This window comes from Coleofasciculus chthonoplastes PCC 7420 (assembly GCF_000155555.1).
In the GTDB taxonomy this organism is placed as follows: Bacteria; Cyanobacteriota; Cyanobacteriia; order Cyanobacteriales; family Coleofasciculaceae; genus Coleofasciculus; species Coleofasciculus chthonoplastes_A.
This window is the reverse complement of the sequence record NZ_DS989848.1, coordinates 17,651-40,458: the sequence shown is the minus strand read 5'-3', so window position 1 is coordinate 40,458 and position 22,808 is coordinate 17,651. Positions and strand designations below refer to the sequence as shown.

Annotated in this window: 21 protein-coding genes; 9 read left to right on the top strand and 12 right to left on the bottom strand. The window is 43.7% G+C overall.

All coding sequences use genetic code 11. The annotated features are described in order from the left end of the window. Nucleotides 1–25 precede the first annotated feature (25 nt). Nucleotides 26–1,762, bottom strand: coding sequence for a recombinase family protein (locus MC7420_RS12500; protein ID WP_071777218.1), 1,737 nt, complete (start codon nt 1,760–1,762; stop codon nt 26–28). A gap of 343 nt (nt 1,763–2,105) precedes the next feature. Between MC7420_RS12500 and MC7420_RS12495 the strand changes: the two genes are divergently transcribed. From MC7420_RS12495 to MC7420_RS12480, 4 genes are all read left to right on the top strand, one after another. After that, nucleotides 2,106–3,059, top strand: a complete 954-nt coding sequence (locus MC7420_RS12495) for a glycosyltransferase family 10 domain-containing protein (protein WP_006100825.1) — start codon at nt 2,106–2,108, stop codon at nt 3,057–3,059. Between the two features lie 5 nt (nt 3,060–3,064). Further along, nucleotides 3,065–4,057, top strand: a complete 993-nt coding sequence (locus tag MC7420_RS12490; RefSeq protein ID WP_006100960.1) for an Npun_R2821/Npun_R2822 family protein — start codon at nt 3,065–3,067, stop codon at nt 4,055–4,057. A gap of 35 nt (nt 4,058–4,092) precedes the next feature. Beyond that, nucleotides 4,093–5,013, top strand: a complete 921-nt coding sequence (locus tag MC7420_RS12485; protein ID WP_006100910.1) for an Npun_R2821/Npun_R2822 family protein — start codon at nt 4,093–4,095, stop codon at nt 5,011–5,013. A 92-nt stretch (nt 5,014–5,105) separates the two neighbouring features. Next, nucleotides 5,106–5,876, top strand: coding sequence for a hypothetical protein (locus tag MC7420_RS12480; protein WP_006100813.1), 771 nt, complete (start codon nt 5,106–5,108; stop codon nt 5,874–5,876). 78 nt (nt 5,877–5,954) lie between these two features. Here MC7420_RS12480 and MC7420_RS12475 read toward each other — a convergent pair whose 3' ends face one another. Next, nucleotides 5,955–6,827: a sulfotransferase domain-containing protein gene (locus MC7420_RS12475; protein WP_006100803.1), complete on the bottom strand. Its 873-nt coding sequence runs from the start codon at nt 6,825–6,827 to the stop codon at nt 5,955–5,957. A 315-nt stretch (nt 6,828–7,142) separates the two neighbouring features. Here MC7420_RS12475 and MC7420_RS12470 point away from each other — a divergent pair, with 315 nt between their 5' ends. From MC7420_RS12470 to MC7420_RS12460, 3 genes are all read left to right on the top strand, one after another. Next, the gene (locus MC7420_RS12470) at nt 7,143–7,892 is read left to right on the top strand and encodes a hypothetical protein (protein ID WP_006100807.1); all 750 of its coding nucleotides are present in this window, start codon (nt 7,143–7,145) and stop codon (nt 7,890–7,892) included. Between the two features lie 22 nt (nt 7,893–7,914). Further along, nucleotides 7,915–8,844 carry an alpha-1,2-fucosyltransferase gene (locus tag MC7420_RS12465; RefSeq protein ID WP_006100814.1) on the top strand — a complete coding sequence of 310 codons (930 nt, stop codon included), beginning with the start codon at nt 7,915–7,917 and terminating at the stop codon, nt 8,842–8,844. Between the two features lie 153 nt (nt 8,845–8,997). Next, nucleotides 8,998–9,864: a sulfotransferase domain-containing protein gene (locus MC7420_RS12460; RefSeq protein WP_006101027.1), complete on the top strand. Its 867-nt coding sequence runs from the start codon at nt 8,998–9,000 to the stop codon at nt 9,862–9,864. 79 nt (nt 9,865–9,943) lie between these two features. On the opposite strand, the gene MC7420_RS12455 is transcribed toward MC7420_RS12460, so the two are convergent. Next, nucleotides 9,944–10,564, bottom strand: coding sequence for a TenA family protein (locus MC7420_RS12455; RefSeq protein WP_006100922.1), 621 nt, complete (start codon nt 10,562–10,564; stop codon nt 9,944–9,946). A 9-nt stretch (nt 10,565–10,573) separates the two neighbouring features. Beyond that, nucleotides 10,574–10,714: a hypothetical protein gene (locus MC7420_RS39585; protein ID WP_006100744.1), complete on the bottom strand. Its 141-nt coding sequence runs from the start codon at nt 10,712–10,714 to the stop codon at nt 10,574–10,576. Nucleotides 10,715–10,911: 197 nt separating this feature from the next. Here MC7420_RS39585 and MC7420_RS12450 point away from each other — a divergent pair, with 197 nt between their 5' ends. Further along, on the top strand, nt 10,912–11,484 hold the full coding sequence (locus MC7420_RS12450; RefSeq protein ID WP_006100758.1) for a pentapeptide repeat-containing protein: 573 nt from the start codon (nt 10,912–10,914) through the stop codon (nt 11,482–11,484). A 45-nt stretch (nt 11,485–11,529) separates the two neighbouring features. Continuing rightward, complete coding sequence (locus MC7420_RS12445; protein ID WP_044206902.1) at nt 11,530–12,063, top strand: alpha/beta hydrolase; 534 nt, start codon at nt 11,530–11,532, stop codon at nt 12,061–12,063. Here MC7420_RS12445 and MC7420_RS12440 read toward each other — a convergent pair. From MC7420_RS12440 to MC7420_RS42445, 8 genes are all read right to left on the bottom strand, one after another. After that, entirely contained in the window at nt 12,060–12,263 is a 204-nt protein-coding gene (locus tag MC7420_RS12440) for a hypothetical protein (protein ID WP_044206899.1), read from the bottom strand. The two genes, MC7420_RS12445 and MC7420_RS12440, sit on opposite strands and share 4 nt — an antisense overlap. 306 nt (nt 12,264–12,569) lie before the next feature. After that, complete coding sequence (locus MC7420_RS12435; RefSeq protein WP_006100754.1) at nt 12,570–13,202, bottom strand: low-complexity tail membrane protein; 633 nt, start codon at nt 13,200–13,202, stop codon at nt 12,570–12,572. A gap of 64 nt (nt 13,203–13,266) precedes the next feature. Further along, nucleotides 13,267–16,287, bottom strand: coding sequence for a translation initiation factor IF-2 (gene infB, locus MC7420_RS12430; RefSeq protein WP_044206896.1), 3,021 nt, complete (start codon nt 16,285–16,287; stop codon nt 13,267–13,269). A 409-nt stretch (nt 16,288–16,696) separates the two neighbouring features. Next, nucleotides 16,697–16,975: a YlxR family protein gene (locus tag MC7420_RS12425; protein ID WP_044206893.1), complete on the bottom strand. Its 279-nt coding sequence runs from the start codon at nt 16,973–16,975 to the stop codon at nt 16,697–16,699. Nucleotides 16,976–17,100: 125 nt separating this feature from the next. Further along, on the bottom strand, nt 17,101–18,480 hold the full coding sequence (nusA, locus tag MC7420_RS12420) for a transcription termination factor NusA (RefSeq protein ID WP_006100772.1): 1,380 nt from the start codon (nt 18,478–18,480) through the stop codon (nt 17,101–17,103). 86 nt (nt 18,481–18,566) lie between these two features. Then, nucleotides 18,567–19,028: a ribosome maturation factor RimP gene (gene rimP, locus MC7420_RS12415; protein WP_006100822.1), complete on the bottom strand. Its 462-nt coding sequence runs from the start codon at nt 19,026–19,028 to the stop codon at nt 18,567–18,569. Between the two features lie 444 nt (nt 19,029–19,472). Next, complete coding sequence (locus tag MC7420_RS12410; protein ID WP_044206889.1) at nt 19,473–20,990, bottom strand: hypothetical protein; 1,518 nt, start codon at nt 20,988–20,990, stop codon at nt 19,473–19,475. 256 nt (nt 20,991–21,246) lie between these two features. Next, nucleotides 21,247–22,518: a general stress protein gene (locus tag MC7420_RS42445; RefSeq protein ID WP_157453149.1), complete on the bottom strand. Its 1,272-nt coding sequence runs from the start codon at nt 22,516–22,518 to the stop codon at nt 21,247–21,249. Nucleotides 22,519–22,808: the final 290 nt, after the last annotated feature.

The following is a 22,808-nucleotide window of genomic DNA, read 5'->3' as shown; positions in this document are numbered from 1 at the left end:
CGGTGTAACTTTTGGTCGATAACCGTTAACGCTTGCGCTTGGCTGATACCCGGCATTGTTGCTCGATATCAGCCTTAACCAACGGTTCCCAGTTAGAGACACTATAGTAATCGTGTCTACGATTGACTACAGGGCATCGACCAATAAAATTATTAAATTGATATAGAGCGCTCCATACGTGCTTTCTCGGATTCACTCCGAGATAGGCGGACACAGAGCGCGGCAATCGCTCACTCAAATTCATTCCTCTTCTGGCAATTGCTAGGGCAGCTGCCACATCAGATGATAGTCCATACATCCGACTATATTTAACACAGCCTATCAAACTCGTGTAAGCTGGATTGCACAACTTTATAGTTATTCCTCGGTTGGATAAAATCGATGACAAAATCTGATAAAAACGACTGTATGCCCAGGCAGAAAGCATTCTAGCATATTTTTTCCCACGCTCTCTTAATTGAGCTTTCTTGGTGGAAAAATCCAAGCTTTCGCACAGAACGGGGCAGGCAAAATTCCTGGCTAAAGCTGCCAATTTCAAACAAACATCGACAAGTTGAGCATCTTGTTTACCTTTGGGTAAACCCGTCTGAAAAGGAATAGTTCCCCCGGCTCTTAAATTTCCTTGACCATCAACATAAGCCCAACCGATAGAACTAGGATTTAGATCGATACCCAGGGCACCATACTGAATCTCTCTACTAACCTTCTCCACCGCGGCGGGCGTGAATTGAACAGCGACAACCCATCGATTATCCTTTCTATAGAAGTGCCATGTTTTCGCCCCACTATTGGGTAATCTATTAATTTTTCTTGAGAAGCTGCCAATTTTTGATGTGACATATTTCCCAAATTTGGCTTCCAGACAATTGGGGACTCTCAATTTGAGAGTGTCCCCAGACCATTGACAAGTTTGATTCCCATAACTTTCATCCTTGGAGCCAACAATAAAGACTGACCCTCTGGATACCTTTACTCTAATTTTCGCCCTCAATAGATGTTTAATTTGATTTTGAAGTCGGTGGATATATCGCTTTTTCTGATGCAAACCTTGACGCAAATGATGCCAGTTAGTTTTTCTCGTCTTGAGGTTTGATGATAAGGGAAAATTGCAGCCATTTTTGGAGGATTGCCAGTTCTTTTTCCCATAGAACTTCCGAGCTAAATTAATTTTCTTTGTGGCTCTGGCTACCCAATCTTTCCCTGACTGAACTCGTGATTTTAATTGCTTTATCTGTCTTTTTCTACAATATGTAGCTGAGGCAGTTTTTCCTTTAGCTAATGAAATTACTCCGTTAGCATAACGCTTACTGATTCCGTATTTCTCTTGCATAAGACTATTCCAACTGGATTGATTAAATTTTATTTCTTTATTTAATAAATGGTTAACGGTTTCAACTGTTGCTTGATAGAATATATCGGACAATGACGTTAAAAACATCTCCAAGTCGGTGAAACCGATGGGGTTAAGTTCATCGGCGGGAGTTGGCAAGCCCTTGCAATAAGTTATCGTCGTCATAGCTTTTTGGCTACCTCCCTCAGTTCGGTCACTATTTTTTTTGTGCTTATGACTTCGACTTCCATACAGTCCTTTCTTTTTGTAGTTCATGCCACTACCGAGATCTTGAATAATCTCAAATTCCCATCCCTGTTTGGCACAGTAGCTTTCCAATACTAAAACCTGTCTATTTAGATCGTCTTTTTGGTCATGACTAGATACTCTAGCATAACCAACGGTTAATGCGTTACCCGATTTATTACCAATTAAGTCAGCAATATCGTATCGACGATGACCACCAGCCGTCCGAGAAGATCGTATGAGAGCCGTTGAGTTCCCATCGATGCAACGTGCAAGACCGTCACACCTAGTAGAGTAGCTGCTTCTTGGGGAGTTAAACTAGACATTCCTGTATTATATCATAAAAAATGTCTAGTTATGTCAATGATTGTCTAGATATTTACGGACTGTTAGTTAACCCTTAGCCCAGAAACCGTAGGGGTGCACAGACGTGCGCCCGATTTAACCATAAAATCTATTCCCCAATTTTTGCAGTTGGCTGACTGGCAGAATAAATGCTAAGACTGATACGGTAGACTGACAAAAAAACATGGGCAGAAAAATTGTCGGAATGATTAGCAGTTATCGTGGGCTGAATCAAGCGGACTGGCTATGGCAACAAACGCCAAACCCTTGTGGAGTCTGGGATAACATCCAAATGCTCTCCCAAGCCCCTGAGCCTGATTTTCTGCTCATGTACCAGTATTCGTTTCCCAAGTCTAGCGCCCAACTCCCTTGGTGGCAACGTTTGCGCCAAAAAAAGACCTCAAAACCTGATGTCGCTTCCCAGTTACGCGGCGTTCCCAAAGAGCGGATAATCTACTTATTACGAGAACCGCCCCTGGAAAAAGTGGTTCAAAACCACAAGGCAAATTACGAAGCCGCGAAAAACTATTGCGGTTACATTTCCGGACCCGATGATTTTGCCCCAACCCCTGATTATATGCCCGCGATTTGGTATCACGCCAACTCCTTCCGAGAATTAAATGAAATGATACCGCCGGAAAAAATACACGCTTGTAGTTGGATCACCTCTGGAATCGATCGCACTCCTGAACATCGTAGACGTTTAGCCTTCTTGAAGTCATTACGAGAGAGTGGGTCTGAGTTTGACCTGTATGGGCGTAGATTACCCGACTGGGCGCAGGCAAAGGGTACCCTGAAAAACAAATGGCATGGCATGGCACCTTACTACTATAATTTAGCGATCGAAAACTATGCCGGGAATGATTGGTATGTCAGCGAAAAACTCTGGGATGCTCTACTCGCCTGGTGTTTACCCATTTACTACGGCGGTTCGGCGGCGGATAAATTACTGCCACCCGGCAGCTTTTTGCGACTCCCTAGCTTAGATGAGCAGGGCATCGCTTATATTAAAGAAGTAACCTCAACCCCGGATGCTTGGTATGAAGCCAAGGACGCGATCGCACAAGCCCGACAAATCATCCTACACAAACTCAATCTCCTAAACTGGTTATCTGATTTTGTCGCTAAATTCGATTAAACATCATGGACGGAATTTGTACCCTAGCCAGTGACCCAGTTTACGACCAACTGGTTGCCTTACTCAACAGTATTGAGGCAATTGTTGGGTCACAAATGCCTGTCTGTGTCTATCCCTACAACGACAACACGACAAAAATTGCCGCTGAAATTGCCCGTCGTCCCAACGTCCAACTCTATGATAATCTTGAGTCCATCCAGCGCTGGGATCAGTTCGCTCAAAAGGCTTGGGATAGTCATCTCACCGCCCACCAACGTTGGCGTCAAATTGGCAGTAGCGGTTATCATCGATTCGGCACTCATCGGCGTTACTGTGCCTTTGATGCACCCTTTGATCGCTTCCTGTACATGGATGCGGATACATTACTGATGTCGCCTGTTGAGTTTATCTTGGCTAAACTCCAGGATAATGACTGTGTAGTTTATGACTTTCAGCACAAAGATTTAACTCATGTATACAATATTGATTCACCCAAGCTAACTGAACTCTTCCCCCCTGAAAGACTGAAAACAAAAATATTTTGTTCTGGCTTTTATGCGTCGAAACAAGGTTTATTTGATCAAGAACGACGAAACTGGCTCATTGAGCAACTCGAAGCCGGAGATGCCGAAGTTCTTTATTCCATGGCACCGGATCAAACGCTCCTCAACTACATGATGATGCGACCGAATTTATCAATCTATAACTTTGCTTTAGAGTTACCCCAAGCCCAAAGAACAGGATGTTGTGTAACTTCAGCACATTTTCAGGAAAAAGACCATATTCTGTATGATAAAGGCAATCGACTTACTTATATGCACTACATTGGCGTATCTTCCCAGTTAATTGCTAAAGTTTGTGCTGGCGAAAATATTGATTTTCCGTATCGAGATTTGTTTTTACATTATCGCTATCTTCATGAACCCAATAAAAAGCCTAAATTTACCACTAAACCCAAACCTTACAATCAACCCCCCAGTTTAACTCAGCGACTCTTGAAGAAGTTAAAATCATCTTAATTAACTGCTAAAATTACCTATCATAACTGAGTAAAATGGACAAAGAGCGTGGCATTTATATTACCGCTAATGACAAAGTGATCGAACAGGCGATCGCGCTGCTCAATAGTATCCGGTTGCATGATTCGGATACGCCGATTTGCTTAATTCCTTATGATGATAACTATCAAACCATTGCTAAACTTTTAAAAGACTCCTATCAGGTAGAAATCTATCAAGACTTAGACTTTATTGAACGTCTCTCCAATCAGTTATACGAAATATTTGGCAAAGGATTTTTTGCTCGACCCAATCAATTCCGCAAACAAGCTTGTTGGTTTGGCGAATTTGATAAATTCATTTATATCGATACTGATATTGTTGTCTTTGACAAAATTATAGAAACAACCGACTACTTAGATAACTATGATTTTATTTGCTATGACTATCAACATAGCGGCGGCATAAAAAATGTATTTACATCAAAAGTCATAGAAAACAGTGTATTTAGCGAAAATGATATTCAGGATATGTTCAATGGCGGATTTTGGGGAGCTAAGAGAAATACGATATCAGAGGAAACACTCTATCAAACATTCACCGAATGTGCATCTCATCCAGAATACTTTGACTTTTCCCAAAAAACCTCTGATCAACCCATCATCAACTATATGATATTGAAGCAGGTTTCCCAGCGATTTAATATCGTGCGTCGCCCCGGTGGTGCGCCAGGAAGTTGGGCTGGTAGCAAACATTTTCAGGTGCAAGATCATCATCTGATTGACCCGAATGTCAATCAACCGCTAGACTATTTACATTGGGCAGGCATTCGCATCCAACCGGGTTGTCCCTATTGGGATATCTGGAAATATTATCGCTATCTTGGCGAACATATCCCTGATGATGAATCGTTGCAAACTCCAACGCAAAAAAATCTATGGCAAAAACTAAAAGGAACTATAAAACGAAATGTTTAATACTATGATTTTCCACAAAGGACTTGAGTTCATTTGTTATCGCATTTCTAGCCGTAAATTATAGTCAATTAATAATTACCAATTTACACTCTATGGATACAACCAACAACAACTTTTGTTTTTGCACATTAGCCTTGGGAAAAAAATATCGTTTATTGGCGAAACAGCTATCCCAAGACTTAGAAAAGCATTCCCCTGGAACTTTTTTGGTTGTGGGAACAGAAAAACCGAATTTTTTCCAAAGTTGCCCTAATGTCTATGCTTTCCCATTCAAACAAAAAGGAATACTTCACTGTTATCATGACAAGCGATTTGTCCTTGAAAAAGCCTTATCCCAATATCCGACAGCAATTGCGATTGATGCTGATACAAGAATTATTGATAAAGTGCCGACTCATATAGAATGGATGCCAGGATTCACAGGATGTAGTAGAAATATTATCGAGCATGTAAAGCGACGTAATCTTGAGCGATTACCTACCCTTGAAATATTAGCAAATAAATTAAATCTTTCTCTAGAGAATGTTTCCTGGGTAGGAGAGTCTTTAATGATTGTATCCAAAGATAACGGTAAAGAAACTGAGTTTTTTCAGCAATGGGGAAAAATCGGAGATTATTTAGAGTTAAAAGGAATTCATGCCGGTTCTGGAAATGCCATTGGTTTAGCTGCTGCTAAAATAGGATGGACAGTTTATGCCCAAGGGTGGAATGAACTACGAAATGTTACCCAGCACTTGGATGCTGCCCATAAAAAAAAATCAGAATCATTATGGGATAAAATTGAACGCCGCTTGGGGTATCATTACCGTTTAAATCGGAAACGCTTACAAGCATTGAATGATTTCAATTTTTATTATGGCTGATTTATAGGTGATAAGTTTCCAAATCTCCGTTCTGGATTACCTGGGCTTTATTGTTAGCAAATTCTTTCGGTTAGTGGGTTATAGCCAATGTGATAGATTAATCCCCAATAAATCTTGTGTCTTAACAATATCTTCCCTGTAGAAGTTAATTAGATTTTCCCTTAGCTCATTAGAAACTGAAGATCGGGATTTTCTTTTTACAAACATATTTTTAGCTTTCAGGTAAATTAAACGTCGTTGATTGGAAGTTGTAAAAGGCTTCACCAGCTTTCCCACAACAAAATGGAATAATTGATTCTCAAACAGTTGCTTAATTGTTTTATTTTCTATTCCAACTTTACCTCCTTTACGCATAATTAATGATGTATCAGGCAAAAATGTGGGATTGACTCCAGTAAATTTAAACAAGGAAGAAAAGAAAAATGGCTTGTTCTTTACAAAATCTTCAAATAAAAAAATGCATAGTTGGTTGCGATCAAACTGCTCTAAATACATCTTGAGAAAAGAGTAATATAAACCTAAATATATGACTCCCTCATCCAGGAAATTATCAGGATTTTTACAAATGTCTTCAAAAACATAACGACGCCTGAGTGGATGCGTTTCAGCAATATCATAAAAATTGGAAAACGCTCTGTCAAATGGATTTCGTAAAATAGCGATTAGCTGAGCCTGTGGAAAATAGTGCTTGATATTGATACATGCCTTTTCTGAATATAGGTAAGCACTTGAAACATCACCTGCAATTTTTTCCTTTGTTATTGTATTATACTGATTTCGATAGTCTTCGAGAGTCATTCTCGGTTTGTTGAAAATGTCTTGCCCCTTCAATTGAGGCATAGCAATTTCTGGATGTTGTCCCAAATAATGGTGTAATGACGTAGTTCCACACTTATGTCCTCCTAAGACGATAAATAAATTTAGATGGTTCACTTCATTCAAGGTATTCATGGAATCATAAATGTTTTTCAAAAAATTGCTTGGTTGAAGATGAATAGACTGGCAACATATAGCTTATCAGCTATTATATACCTAATCCAAAAAGGGGGGGATTCTGACACAAAACTTTACAGATGCAGAAAAACCGTTGAAATTTCCTGTAGCCACAGGTATTGACATCTGTTACTGTTATTTAACTTGCCATGCAACTCTGCCCCCTTGCCATTTACCGCAATATAGAGTAAAGTGATATTTAAACTAAAAAAATTAAGAGTTATTTGCCTTACCACAAAAGGCGAAAATTGTTGATAATTGTGTCTCTTTTAAATGCCCAATATTCATGTCGAAAAATTAAATCTAAAAGGACAAAGACTACATATAAGATTTTTAAAGCAACAAGTAATCAGGGGAAATCTTGATGTCCTTGTCTGTTCTCCTGGAGGAGTAGGAAGTAGTTTTTTTATTGCATTTCTGGAGAAATATAAATCGGTCAACAGCTATAAAGACAGGGATGGATTAAAACATATAGATAGACCTCCACTAACTCTAAATAGTAATTTAAAAGCCATCTACATATACGGAGAACCTTTTAATGCAGTTCTTTCACTTTTCCGCAGGAAATATCATCACTATCAATCAAAAAAACTTCTTTTTAAATATCCAAATATAGAGCCAATTACAAAAAATTGTACGTTGAAAAAATATCTTGAAGAAGGTATAGATAGACTCAAATTAGGCGCTCATTTTGAAAACTGGAACAATAGTCGAGTTACTTATCCGATAATGCTAGTAAAATACGAATCTATTTGGGAAAACTTGCCAGAAATATTTGATTACCTGGAAATTCCTCAATCAGAAATTGGAAATTTTCCACCCCCCCAAAATAGAAATTCTGATTGGAATTTGCTCTCAGAAGATTTGAAAGATTTATTTTTCAATATGTATGGTGATTTACAAGAAAAAATAATGAACTTTGATGATATTAAAATTATAAAACCCAAGTTAAGTGCATATATATTTTTGCCCAAATATGCCTTGTACATTGGGGCTTTATATAAACAAAAATTAATTGGTTAACTATTGTATAGTAAACATCCCTATGCTATCCCTGAACAAAAATTTTCTATTTGTACATATTCCCAAAAGTTGTATTCTCAAAGAGGTCTATATTTATATGATTTCATTCCCGAATCTCGGCAAAGGAGTTCGACTAGGAAATCAAATGTTTCAGTACGCCTTTTTGCGGAGTACGGCTCGGCGCTTAGGTGTTAAATTTTATTGTCCAGCTTGGTCAGGCGATTCACTATTTACTTTAAACGATCAAGAAGAGCGAGTTAGCCAACCTGAGGGAATTACTAAGCAGTATCGACAAGGCTTAAATCCTGGGTTCAGTGAAAATGCTCTTTCGATCCAAGATGGAACCGAAATTTCCGGATACTTTCAGTCAGATAAATACTATGATAATCCAGATTTAGTTCGTCAATGGTTTTCATTGAAGGAAGAAAAAATTGCTTCCATCCGTGATAGATTTAGTCGCCTAAACTTCGCAAATAGCGTGGGAATGCATCTTCGATTTGGGGATGTTGTGGGACAGTTAAAAAGACCTCCCATGAGACGATCTTACTATAAAAAGGCACTTTCTTATATTCCAAATCAGGAACTTATCCTAGTCTTCTCTGACGAACCCGAACGAACTAAAAAAATGTTAGATGGACTTTCTGGAAATTTCTTGTTTTTGTCTGGTCATAAAAACTATGAAGATTTGTATTTGATGACCAAGTGCCAACATTTTATCTGTTCCTACTCGACCTTTTCTTGGTGGGGAGCTTGGCTCGGAGGTGAGAGAGAACGGACTGTCATTTACCCCAAAGAAGGACAGTACCGTCCTGGTTATGGTCGGAAAGCAGAGGGTGTGTCCTGTGAGAGTTGGATTGAGGTACAAAGTTTGCGAGGGTTCTTAGATGATTACCGACTGGTTTCTCGACTGGAGAAACGTCTGCCAAAATCCTTGATGAATTTCTTTTACTAAAGAGCCGGATATCAGTAAGCCATTGCTTTAGCATAATTTGCTTTTCTTAAATATCAAAATTATTATTCCTACCCTGATTGTAATCTATTTATAATTGTTTTAAATTAGGAGTAAGAAGTTAAATTTCTGTACTTTATAGAGCTAAACTAAGATATGCAAAAATTCAGATCTATTAACTTGAAAAGCCCATATTTATCTGAAATGCTAGCCGTAAAAACATGGGTTAGAAATAGGGCTAAAAATATAGCTAATCACTTGGGAATCACACAATTTTTGGGGTGGCAGGTTGATGGAATTAAAGTTTATATAATCTCTTATCCTAAAAGCGGACGCACTTGGCTTCGCACTCTTCTGGGAAAAGCGTTGTGCGAGTACTATGGAATAGATGAAAAATTTGTGTTACAAACACAATTTTTAACACGTAATACCAAACTATTACCGACCCAATTTAGTCATGACATGAAAGGGTCTGAGCTATGGAATGAATTAGAAACTGATAAATCTCGCTATCGCCACAAAAAGGTAGTTTTTATGACTCGCCAACCCCATGATGTGATGGTATCTTTTTATTTTCATGTCAAGAATAGAAACAAGAAGTTCAACGGTTCTATTTCTGAATTTATTCGCAGTGATAGATGGGGAATTAAGAAGCTCTTAAATTTCAACAAAATCTGGTACTCTAATCAAGGTATATTTGAAGATTTTCTTCTAATAAAATATGAAGACATGCATGAAGATACTAACGCTTGCTTATTTTCTTTACTCAATTTTATTGGAGTCAGAGATGTACCTAAAAGCGTTATTAAAAATGCCGTCAAGTTTTGCAACATAGAAAACATGAGGAAAATAGAAATAGCCAATAAACTTAATGATCACAGACTATCATCAAACAATATAAATGATAAAGAAGCTTTGAAGGTAAGAAAAGGAAAAATAGGTGGATATATGGATTACTTGTCTGAAGAAGATATCGACTATATCGATCAAGTTATTTGGGAGCTTGGTAATCCCTGGTATTGAGTGAATGAGTTAGACCTAAGTAATGATTCTATATGTTTTGTTATTCCCTAAATCGCTTCATTGATGCTTGCCTACTTTCTTAACTTTCCCAGGCAGCATGAAAAAACTCTCGTTCACACAGCATAGCATAGCGATAGCTGGATTTCACAGCTACTGAAAGTTGGGCGTATTGATCGGTCAACCGCTCTAGTTGCTGCGCTAACTGCTCAAACTCAGGATTACTATAGGTGCGAATCCAATCCGTATAGGCGTGTTCGGGAATGCCATCCTTGGCTAATTCTTGACCCAAAAACGCATACAAGCGCATACAGGGTGTCATCGCCACTGTAATTAAACCAATCTCACTTCCCCAAGCTGTTGCCAACAAGAAGTCAGTATAACGCCGCGTCGCTATGGCGGGTTCAATCTGTTGTAAGTTGACTCCCCAGTCTGTGGCATAATTCTGATGCAGGCGTAGTTCTTCGAGGACACCGCCAGCGAGATGATGAAACGTGTTAAACCCATCCCAGTCGGAACATTTAGCAGCAGCGACGCTATAAGCGCGAGCAAACGCTTCTAAGAAAAAAGCATCTTGACCAACATAGTAAGCAAATTTGCGGCGTTCAAGTGTCCCTGTGGCGATACCTTGGACAAAAGGGTGTTCTAGACACTCCTGTACCAAGTCTTGGTTAAATTTCCATAAATCGCTGCTAAGTGTCATCGCGTTTGTTTATTGCCATGGACTCAGATTTTGTTCGGGAAAGGTGGGAAGTTGTAAGACTGAAGGGATCGGTGTTTTGTCAAATTCACCGTCTACCGATAGATATACTGAGAATGTAACCGCGATCGCTAGCAGTAGTCTTTCTAGCATAACCCACTCCTCTGATTGTCGCTCTTGTGAGCTGTCAACTGCCAGTATCTTCTCACTATCTGTGATTTTAATTAAAGGGCGGGTGATGCAAACCGTTAATTTTTGGTGACGATAGTCTAAGCTTTAAGTGATAGGAGTCATAGATTCTAGAGTTTCGGATTGAGTCATTACAGTTAGCCATCCTAAAAAGTTATGCCATGAGATTTAAAGTCTTTCCCCCTCTCATCCTGTTTGCCTCTATCTGGCTACACCCCTCAGCGCAGGCGTTCAATCCAGCACACCTAGAACAATTGCGACAAACAGGTAGCTGCGTTGAGTGTGATTTGAGTGGGGTACAATTGGCTGATGCTCTCTTGAGCAATACGAATTTGAAGGGGGCTAATCTGGCTGGTGCTAATCTTATCCGCGCCGATTTAAGACGTGCCAATCTGGAGTATGCAAACCTGAGTGGTGCGAGTCTGGTTTCTGCGAATCTTACGGATGCGAAGTTAACTGGAGCTAATCTGATTGTGGCTGCATTAATCGGTGCGAATCTAACTCGTGCGAATCTGGCTGGCGCTGGATTAAGTCTGGCTAAACTAGCGAATACTAACCTAGTTGGTGCCAATTTAAGCCTTGCTGAACTAAGGGCGGCGGATTTAAGTAATGCGAATTTGACCGCTGCTGATTTGAGTGGTGCTGACTTGAGAGAGGCAGACTTGGATAATACTATCCTCAATAACGCTAAACTTAGCTATGCGATTATGCCGGATGGTACTTTATTACCTTAATTTGTTGATTGTTGATTATTTTACTGTTCCCTATTCCTAATTTAAATGTCTAACTATTTATCAAATTTACGACATTTTCTGTATAGTGGGATCATTGTCGCTGGCATCTGGTCTTATAGCTTGGCTGCTAACGCCTCAGAATCCGTCGTCTTAAAATATCGTTTTCTGCGAGAGACGATATCGGTTCCCGAACTCTCGACATTTGCCCAAACCGGTGAGTTATCACGTTCTCTACAAGCGTATCTGGATTTGGCTGGGAAGCAACCCGAAGAACTACGGACGACTTTAACCCAACCCATTTCAGTTAATGGGATTATGCTTTCTCGGATTCTCAATACTCCTGTGGGAGAAGTAATGCTTGATCGAGTGAGTGAGGTGGTTCATACTCCGACTAACCGGGCAAATCGCCAGTCTTTGCGATCTGCCTTAGTGATCTCGGCGCTCAATGATAATCAAATCACCCTGATCGAAATCCTGGAAAACTACCCAACTGCCGATGTTCATGTTGAAGGCGATCGCTTAGCGGATATCCTGCAACAAATTACCCGCCTGAGTGAGGGTTTGCCTCAGATTTTTTAATAAGCCAGAGTCTCTAGGGTATCCCGCAAATATCGACGCACCCGATGCTCCAAGCTGCGCTCTTGAAGGTGATGGGCGGCGGGATGCTCCATCTGCCAGCGTTGAAATCCAGAACTGGCTGCGATCGCTTCTTTGAGATTGTCCCAAACTGGACTATCTGGGAAAATTTGGTTGGATTCGGATACAGTTGTGCTTTTCATAAACCTTTATCGTGATCTAAACTGAATGAGTTCGTAGCAATTCTTAACTGTTATTTGTATTTTTTAACCTTATTCTCAGAATAACGGAGCTGCGTTGTTTAAATTGTTACATTTGCAACAACTGATTGCCAACCTACCCAAATTTTTAGGAAATCGGTCAAGAAACCGGGTTTCTGGGGGTGAAAGGTTGATATAGAGTTGTCATCCTCACGAGAAACCCGGTTTCTAGGAATACTTAGTCTAGACTCAAGGATGACATCCTCCCTTAAGGTTTGGCTGTTGACGTTTAATGTAGCCAAACTCAACTCAATCCACTTGTTCAGGGGACGATTCAGCCGAGGAAGACTCTGGGGCGATCGCAGGTAAAATTTGTTTGACCCGAAACCCTGGTACTGTAAAGTTTTCCGGTATTTTTTCCACTGGATAAGGTTGAGTTGCTGCCCACTCCGCCTCGCTCGTGAACAGAACTTGAACCACACTCAAAGGCACTTGCAAAAATAAGTGGCTTGCCAGAAACCCAACTCCTGCCAAAGCCAATCCAGCGATGTGCCATTGAACTGTCCAGGGAACGACCCCTGCCGCTAAAGGAGCGATGCTATAAATTTGCCACAGTACCCATACCATAAAACCTGCTGCCATAATCGTTAGCAGCGGGTTGGTTTTCCGGTCAAATAAGCTCAACAGTCGCCGCTGGGATTCCGTTAGGCGATCGGGTTTCAGAGCAACCACGAGCAGACTAAAAATATCAAAGGGGCGGGTCAATTGCATCCACAAAACTGGTGCGATGCCGATAACTGCCAAAATTAAGAGTTCTAGCCAGATAGGTAACAGGGGTTCACCCGTTGCCAGTCCTAGCGCGACAAACTCTAACGTTAGGGGAAGTGCAGCTAAACCTGCCAAATGTATCCACAAGAACGGTTCAGTCCAAAAAGAGCGCATTGGGTTGTCCTTTGTCTTTTGTGATTAGTCCTTAGTCATGAACCAAGGACTAATCACCTATCATCTAAGTCGCTGATAGAGTCCGGCGCTTGCTCACCATCTTATAGGTTTCGATGATGTCACCTTCAGTCCAATCATTGAATCTATCAACACGAATACCGCATTCAAATCCGGCATTGACCTCTTTGACATCATCCTTCATCCGCTTCAGCGAATCAAGCACTCCTTCGTAGATCATTTGACCCCGACGTTGCACTCGGATCTTGCAATTCCGCACTGCTTTGCCTGACTGTACGTAGCAACCTGCCACCGCACCACGACCGACGGGGAAGACAGCTCGGACTTCCACTTGACCCAAGGGTTCTTCCACCAATTCTGGCTCCAGTAACCCTTCCATCGCCGCTTGAATGTCATCCAAGAGATTATAGATGATGTTGTATTCGCGCACATCAACACTCTCTTGTTCAGCAGCATAACGAGCGCCGTGAGCCAAAGTGGTATTAAAGCCAATGATTACCGCACCACTAGCCGCCGCTAAGTCAACATCGGTTTCGGTGACTTCTCCAGCCGTCGCTAATAGGACTCGGATTTGAACTTCATTTTGGGGTAACTGTTTGAGTGAACCCAGAATGGCTTCAACCGAACCTTGTACATCTGCCTTCAGGATCAAGTTGAGTTCTTTGAGTTCCCCTTCTTGAGCTTTGGCAGAGAGGCTATTCAGGCTGACTCGACGGGACGACATCACCTGTTGCAGGCGAGATTCGCGCTGTTCTTGGCTTCTCGTATCCGCAACGGCGCGAGCTTCTTTTTCTTGTGCAAAGACGTCAAACTCATCACCAGCAGCCGGGACATCACTTAAACCCAGTACCTCTACGGCAAAGGAGGGAGCCGCCTCGTCTACCCGTTTGCCTCGGTCATCGGTCATGGCTCGTACTTTACCGAAGACCGATCCCGCAACCAAGGTATCACCCACCCGCAGCGTGCCATTTTGCACTAACAATGTGGCAACTGGACCTCTGGATTTATCCAGGTTGGCTTCAATAACCGTGCCTTTGGCTAATCGGGCGGGGTTAGCGGAGAGTTCTTCAATGTCAGAAACGAGCAGGATCATTTCCAGGAGCGTATCCAAGTTTTCTTTTTGGATCGCACTCACAGGCACCATGATCGTGTCACCGCCCCATTCTTCTGGGACTAATCCATGTTCCATTAACTCCTGCTTCACTCGGTCAGGTTGTGCCCCTTCCTTGTCGATTTTGTTAACGGCAACCACAATCGGCACCTCTGCGGCTTTAGCATGGCTGATCGCTTCTCGGGTTTGCGGTTGCACCCCATCATCGGCGGCGACGACCAAAATAGCAATATCGGTCACTCGCGCTCCCCGCGCCCGCATCGCGGTAAAGGCTTCGTGACCTGGAGTATCCAGAAAGACCACCTGTTGGACTTTATCTTCATGCTCTACATCGACATGGTAAGCACCGATGTGCTGAGTTATTCCTCCCGCTTCGCCTTGTGCCACTTTGGTTTCGCGAATGGCATCCAGCAGCGTAGTTTTACCGTGATCGACGTGACCCATGATTGTGACTACAGGTGGACGCCGAACCAGGTATTCCAAGTCAGCCGCATCCAGCATTTCGGTCACTTTAGTGGCTTCCGATTCAGCTTCTTGTGTCTGAACATCAACGCCAAGTTCTTCGGCAACCATTTGAGCGGTGGGCAGATCCAGGGTTTGGGTGATATTCACGGCCAATCCCTTGAAGAATAGCTGCTTAATCACTTCTGTTTCGGCAAGGTTCAGCTTATTCGCCAGTTCTCGAACGGTTAGCGAATCGTTTAGCACAATTTGCTCGGGACGTTCAGCGACTTCTTGCTTTTCACGACGGCGATCGCGACTTTCTGGTTTACTGCCGGTTTTAACTTCTGGCTTTTTCCTAACCTGACTGGCTGCCGTTGGTGGGGGAGTCTGTCCCGTTTGAGATTTAGGTTTAGGAGGACGAGCGACCGACATACTGACTGCCACAGGAGTGTCAGCTTGTTGGTAGTCACCATCAAACTCTTCCTCATCCTCTTCGATCAGTTTAGGTCGCCGCTTGAGCTTAGCCGCTTTTCCGGGTTTAGCTCCTTCGCGATCTTCTTCTTCATCAATCCATTCTCGTTTCTTCGACTGACGTGGCGGCGTGGGTCGTTTGACTTTAAGATTTTTAAGTTCCGGTGGTTCCAGAAGGGTTTCTACGCCCTCATCGACCTCCTCCTGCTTCTGTTCCTGAGAATCCGAATCGATAGCCGCCACTTCAGGACTCTCACCCGGACGAGTCGGTCGGGAGCGTTTGGGGGGAGATTGAAGTTTAGGAACAGGCTGAGCCGGAGGTTTCGGATGAGCTGGGGCGGGAGATTTAGCCGGAGTTTGAACCGGAGTTGGCGGTTCAGGAGAACTCGTCGATTCAGGCGGCTGAGAACGGTCATCCGACTCTGATGGAGTCTCATCCGATCGCTCGCGCTTCAATTTCGGTCGTTCGACCTGGGTGGGTTGACTGGGTTTCGGTGACGCTGGTCGAACGGGGGGTTGGATAAGTTTGGGTTTGGCTTCCACTTCAGCTTTAGTATCGTTCTCCTGTGACCCTTGAGATGGAGTTAGTGTTTCTGTTTCTGACTCAGAATCGTCCTCCTGCAAATTCACTGGTGTCGTCGGTCGATTAAGCTGGGCGGGTGGACGCGGTGGATTCACAGTCGGCTTGACGGGGGGTTGAGAAGACTTTGACCCAGATTCTGATCCCTGGGAAGAGCTAAAACTGGAACGAGGCTTAGGCTTAACGCTCAAAATTTGCTGTTTTCGCTGATTATTATTGTTAGAGCGTCCATCCGCATGGTTAGCAGATGCTGAGGTTGTTTGGTCACGACCTTTGAGGCTAGTGATCCCCTCAGCATATTTTTCCGCCGCCGCTCTGATTCGCTCAGCTTCAGATTCTGTAATCGTGCTACTGTGACTTTTGACTGCAATATGAAGTCCTTCGCAAATATTCAAAATGTCCTTGTTGTCCAAATTCAATTCCCGTGATAATTCGTAAATTCTGACTTTGCCGTTGTTCATCCACTATTCCCCCGTCGTACATATTGTTACACCATAGCTAAATGATTGAAAGCGTGCGTGGTCATTGGTTTCCGTGCCGGATTGGCTTAAATCAATAAGGTGTCTTTAAGAGTCTACTCGATAACTCACCAATAACTCATGTTACACAGGCGATCATTGATTGACTGTAAGCCAGTTGGATATCTCTACACTCTTAATCAGAGCCTGGATAGTTAACTTACACAAATCTTAACAAAACTAGATAGATTTTCTAGATCCCTAGATCCTCAGTCTCTTCCTCAGGTAGGAGTTGTTAACTTGATCAGGGTCAGACTCACCTCCGAACACCATTAGTAATGGTACTCCTTTACCATCCTAGCGATTGCTTAGGTTCATTGAGAGCCTTGCTGGAGTTTTTTGGATGCTATGCTCAATCGCTGCTGCGTTGGATGCTCCAGGGACAAGGTTCTAAACGCTGCCATAATCGTTGATAAATTTCGTCGGGAACCGATGCCCTCAGCGCTCGTCCCAATCGATTTTTCTTCTGAGCAGCTGCCAGACAACTCGCTTGAGGACAGATATAAGCCGAACGTCCCATGCCCTGATCTAATTTTACCTGTCGCGATGGATGGATTCGCACAACTCGCCATAATGCTTGTTTTTGAGCCACCCGGCGACAACTTAGGCAACGTCGGTAATTGGGTTCCATAAGATTCGGACAATGATTTTGGTGTAGGCTCCATGAAAATCTCTCCCCGTTCCCTCTTGATCAAGTTAGGTGCAAGAGTTCAACGCCCTTAAGGAATCTAACACCTTACTTTGATCCTCCGAAGATTAGGACAAAATATCCTCCTCTTCCTCGTCTTCAGCAAATTCCTCGTCGTCTTCAGCAAATTCCTCGTCGTCTTCAGCAAATTCCTCGTCGGCTAGAGATTGAGGATTTGTCACCTTTGCCTCTAACTCGGCTGGTGAGGAAGTTTCTCTCTCTAGTTGCTCCTCATCCTCTTCTTCATCAGCGAGTTCGGCTTCCCTCTGTGCGATCGCGGCTTGTAACTCCTGCATTTTCTGGTGTTCAGCTTCGTAGTCGTACTTGGCGATATCTTTAATATCAATCTTCCAACCTGTGAGACGAGCTGCTAGGCGAACATTCTGTCCCTCTTTGCCAATAGCTAAACTGAGCTGATCTTCGGCGACCAAAATGTGAGCCTGACGCCCTTCTGGATTCACCAATAAGACTTCCTCCACTCGTGCGGGACTCAGTGCATTGGCTATATAGGTAGCGGGATCAGGCGACCAACGAATCACATCTATTTTTTCGCCGCGCAATTCATTGACAACCACTTGAATCCGCGATCCCCTAGCGCCGATACAAGCCCCAACGGGATCAACATCCCGCTCTAGGGTATCCACGGCAATTTTAGTCCGAGGTCCGACATGACGCGACGGTGGATTAGCTTCTCGCGCCACCGCCACGATTCGCACGACTTCATCTTCGATTTCTGGGACTTCATTGGCAAACAGATAGACCACTAAACCAGCCGAAGCTCGCGAAACCACAAGCTGGGGTCCACGGTGAGGACCTTCACGCACTTTTTTGAGAAAAACCTTAAAGGTACTGCCAATGCGATAGGTATCGTTGGGTAATTGTTCGCGCTTGGGCAGTTCGGCTTCCACTTCCGGCTGACCAAAGCCACTGCTAATCGCCATGATCACCGATTGCCGCTCAAATCGTAGCACTCTGGCTTGGAGAACCGTTCCTTCTAACTCTTCAAACTCTTCTTGGATCAACTTGCGCTGTTGATCCCGTAGTTTTTGGGAGAGTACCTGCTTGGTTTGAATAGCAGCCATGCGACCAAAATCACGTTGATCTGGGGTAACATCCAGAACCACCGAGTCACCTAATTGTGCCTCTGATGCGACTTCTTGAACTTCTTTGAGGGAAATATGATGATCGGTGTTGCCAACTTCCTCAACAATGGTTTTGGTACAAAGAATGCGGAATCCTTCTTCTTCGATATCTAAATCGACTTCAAAGTTGTTAAAGTACTCATCATCAAAATGAGGTCGCTCCATGCGTTGCGCTCGGCGATAGCGCTCATAGCCTTTGATCAGTGCTTCTCTCAGTGCCTGTTGGACGGCTGATTTAGGTAAATTATGGCTTTGAGAGATCTCTTCGATCATCTTTTTTAGTCCCGGCAGATTAACGATAGACATAGGCAAATCTCCATAAACTGTTTATTAGGGGTCGTGAACAACAGAACCCATGCTCAATGACTAAATTTCATAAGATCTAAACAGGTTTAACCCTGCTCATCGAACTGTACTTTAGTCACTTGATCGCGAGGAATGGCGATCGCCCGTCCTTTTTGGTTGATATATACACGGGTATCATCCCGGCGAATTAATTTCCCTCGCCATTCTTTATGTCCTTGGTCAGGTTCAGCGGTGTTGACCACCACTGAAAATCCTTTAAATGCGATGAAGTCTCGGTCTGTCGTTAGCTCTTGCGAGATCCCAGGACTAGAAATTTCCAAAACATAAGCATCTGGAATCAAATCCACGGCATCTAATTCAGCTTCTAAAGCCCGACTCATACGTTCACAGTCATCTAAACCCGTATCGCCGTCGCGGTTGCGGATATCTACCCGAAGTACAGGGGGACGTCTGTTCGTGTGAAACACCGCCCCAACGAACTCCAATCCCAATTTTTCGGCTACTGGGGTTGCCAAATCGATTAGTTGTGGAATCAGGGGATGAGTCATAGAAAAACTTCAACAAAAAAAGTGGGTTCAACCCACCTCCAGGTAAAATTTCTGCCAAGAAGCTTAGCGACGATTGACACAATCTCTACCCTGCTTGTGTACTTGGGAATCGTTTTATAGCTTCCCCAGACTCCGACATCAGGATAGAGTAACTTCCGTTGCTATGTTAGAGTTTAGCGCAATCTTTGCAGGTTGTGGGATCGGGTGACCACAAGCAAAGGGGGTTACGCTGGAGTATTGGTACTGTATTAAGTGTAAGTAAATCGCCCTCAAACCCTTACTGTTCCCTGTTACACACCGAGCGTGTTACCGAGCGTGTTACTGAGCGTGTTACTGAGCGTGTTACTGAGCGAAGTCGAAGTAAGTCGAAGTAAGTCGAAGTAAGTCGAGGTAAGTCGAGGTGTTCCCTAATCTCAACCGTTAACTTTAATTGTGTCCACCCACTTACACCTGTCGCTTTTGCCGAATTGCCCGGGTTTGGTCAAGAATGTCCTCTAAGTCCTCTTGGGACAAACGCTCAACGTAATTAACTTTGACTTCCTCTAAGAAGGCGTTGAGCAAGTATTGAATTTCATCTAAGGTTTTCTGGGTCTGAATTTGGGAACCATAAGCTTCGCCCAGATGACTAATTAAGCGTTGCAGAATTTGATCCCCGACTGGATCATCTGCGATCGCGGCGTCTAATCCATTGTAAAGCGCTTGGGTAATTTGGTGTACCAGTCGTTCGGTTAACTGATTGCGAATTGTTTCTACACCTGGTACTTTCTCTAGTCCCTGATAGGCTTGAGACTGATTCAAAATTTTGTCCACGTTATGCCGTAGCAAGTCTTCTACATCGGTACGGATAGCAGGAAGAACTTGCTCAACAGTCATCTGCACCATAATTTTAGTCAGTGCTGCAACTTCGTCGGTTTCGTTGAGATCGATGTAGGGGCGAACTTCCCGTTGCTGAAGAAAATTGGCTATCTCCCCTTGGCGAATGGAAGATTGGAGTTCGTTAATAATCTGAATCACTACCACTTGGGTCATATCGCCAGCGATTTCAGCGACAAATCCTTGACGCGCTTGTTTTTGGATCGCACTCATATCCACTAGCTTCGCTTGATCCAGTCGGATTGTCACTGGAATGATTCGCAGCCAGCGCCAAAGGGGAATCAACAAAAAGATGTCATACCAACGCCATAACATGGCATCGAGCCAACTAACCCCGGTGCGGTGGCGACTGATCAACCAGGTACGTGCCAAAAATTCTGCCAAAAACAGAGCGAAAAAGGGAAAATCGACGAGTCCAAAATAATCGACAAAATCTCCGGTTTCCCCAATAGGGCGGTAATAATTCGCTGCCATAAGAGGACGAATCTCATCATTAAAAAATTGGAGTTCATCCTCGGGTTCTCTAGCGGTTAAGTTTTCTAAACTCCAAAACTGTCTAAATGATTCTTTCGCTGAATCCTCTTCAGTGGCAATATGCTCTCGCATCTTATTCTTAATTTTTTCCAGATCCCCCGTCTTATCAGCGAGTTGGAAGGGATTTGTCTCAATCATTTCTACGCTGCGTTGGCGCAGATATTCCAGGATTTGGGCAACTTCAGGAGATTGTAAGCTTCTCAGCTTAGTTCTTAAGTTTGTTGCATCAATCTCTGCTTCTAGTTCATTAACTTTTTCCAAATATTGATCTGTGTCTCGGTAGGGTTCAATACCTTTAATTGGGTCATACCACTGTGTAATCGGAGGTAGAGGAACCTCTAAGGGCAAACCGGGAAAACTAACCGGGCCGATGTCAAAACTAAATAACTGGACTTCCCCATGTAGCCAAAAATCTCGCAGAGGCAGGTAGGTCAAGTCAAATAAGACTAAGAAGTAGTTGAACGAAGCCAAAAGCGCCATCACACGTTCAAACCAAAGGGCGCGACGGACTTGACGTTTACTTTTGCTTGGGGTCAGTCTTTGAATGGATGACATATTTTTTCAGGCTAGATCAGCGCCAAGTTTGGCTATAAATAATCAGTAGTTATCGTCAAACTGGGACTGATCAGAAGGGATTCAGTTAAAGTGCTTACTAGAAATATCAATCCTATGAGTGATAGGGTTCACTGTCAAACTAGGTTAGCTGGGCGGTTGTAGACGCGGAGCGGCTTCCCGTAGGGTAACCGCAGCTACACAAACGAAACCCGCCTGCGCGGGTTCCCCACCGTTAACTTTAATTGTCGCCACCTACTTATGGAAAGACACGACCGGGATGAGTCATGGGGGCGCTGGGATTGTTGTAGATCTCCCATTCCTCAATCCCCCGATCGCGCAGAATGGTTTCGGCTTGGCTTATTTGCTCATCCGTTCCCTGAACCAACACCAGATAATCCCCATGAGAGAGGCGATCGCTATATTTTTTGGCTTGCTCTTCGGGAACGCCTAAGTTCGCGAGTATACCGACCAAACCACCAGCAGCCGCACCAATAGCTCCTCCGCCTAATGCAGAAGCGATCGCAGCGGCTTCGGTTCCGACAAATACCACGGGACCCACACCAGGAACCGCTACGGTGACTAACCCAACCAGTAATCCGGTTAATCCGCCCAAGACACCCCCAGCGACAGTCCCGGTGGCTGCATCTTTGGCTTTTTCATGACTCACGGGATCGGTGACTCTCACCCCAGACACCTGATCGGGATGTTCGGCGTCTTTGGCAATCACTGAAACGAGGTTCATGTCAAATCCAGCCGCTTTTAACCCATCGAGAGCCTTTTTTAAATTTTGCTCGTAAGAAAAGACACCAATCGCTCGCTGATTTTGCGTTACAGGTGTTGGTGCTGTTGGTGGTGGAGTAACCGGAGTTACACCCGTCGGTGTTGCACCCAAAGGTTCACCAAAGGGTCCTGTATACGCCGTGCCAAGGGGTGTAGGAGATCCCACTGGAGCCGCCGTTGGGTGAGTATAGCCGGGAGCGGGAGTATTCACCTCAGGACGATTATAACTTCTCCACTCTTGAATTCCTTGGGGTTTCAGGATAGAAGCCGCACGGCTGATTTCCTCTGATGTGCTATCCACTAGGATTAAATAATGTCCTTTTTCTAAGCGATCTTGGTAAAGTTTAGCTTCAGCTTCGGTAACTTCTAATCCAAGTAACGCCCCAAATAAGCCGCCAGCCGCGCTACCAACCGCCCCACCCAAGAGCGTATTACCAATTACTGAAGCCGCTGCACCGCCGACTAAAATGGGTCCAACTCCAGGAAGCGCGATCGCACCCAAGGTACCAATTAAACCGACGATACCTCCTGTAACTCCCCCCGCAACCGCACCAGCCGCCGCACCTTCTCCGGCTTCATTTTCGGTATCGTCTTGCACTTGAACACCAGCAATTTGCTCCTCATCCCGGGCAATGACTGATACTTGGTTCATGGGAAAATCTGCATCTATCAGATGTTTTAGAGCATCTTCGGTAGCTTGTCGCGTCGGAAAGACCCCCACACCTCGCTGATATTGACCTAACGTCATAGTATCCGCCTCCATCTATCTATAGGTTTTCAACCTGATACCCCTATTTCTACATTTCTCTGGCAGACATTCATCAATCGTGCGAGATAACCATTATTAGTCACTTGTCCATCTGTAGGAAGAAAGAATTGTGTGAATCATGCATTGGATGAGGTAGTCGAGGCGGATTTAGTCACATCTAGGTAAAGTACGAAACGATAATCGTAAAACCCGTCCTGATATCAACACTCTATCGCCTGTTCCCTCACATAATGAGGTAGCTTGCTTGTTTTCGGTAACGAGTATGACAA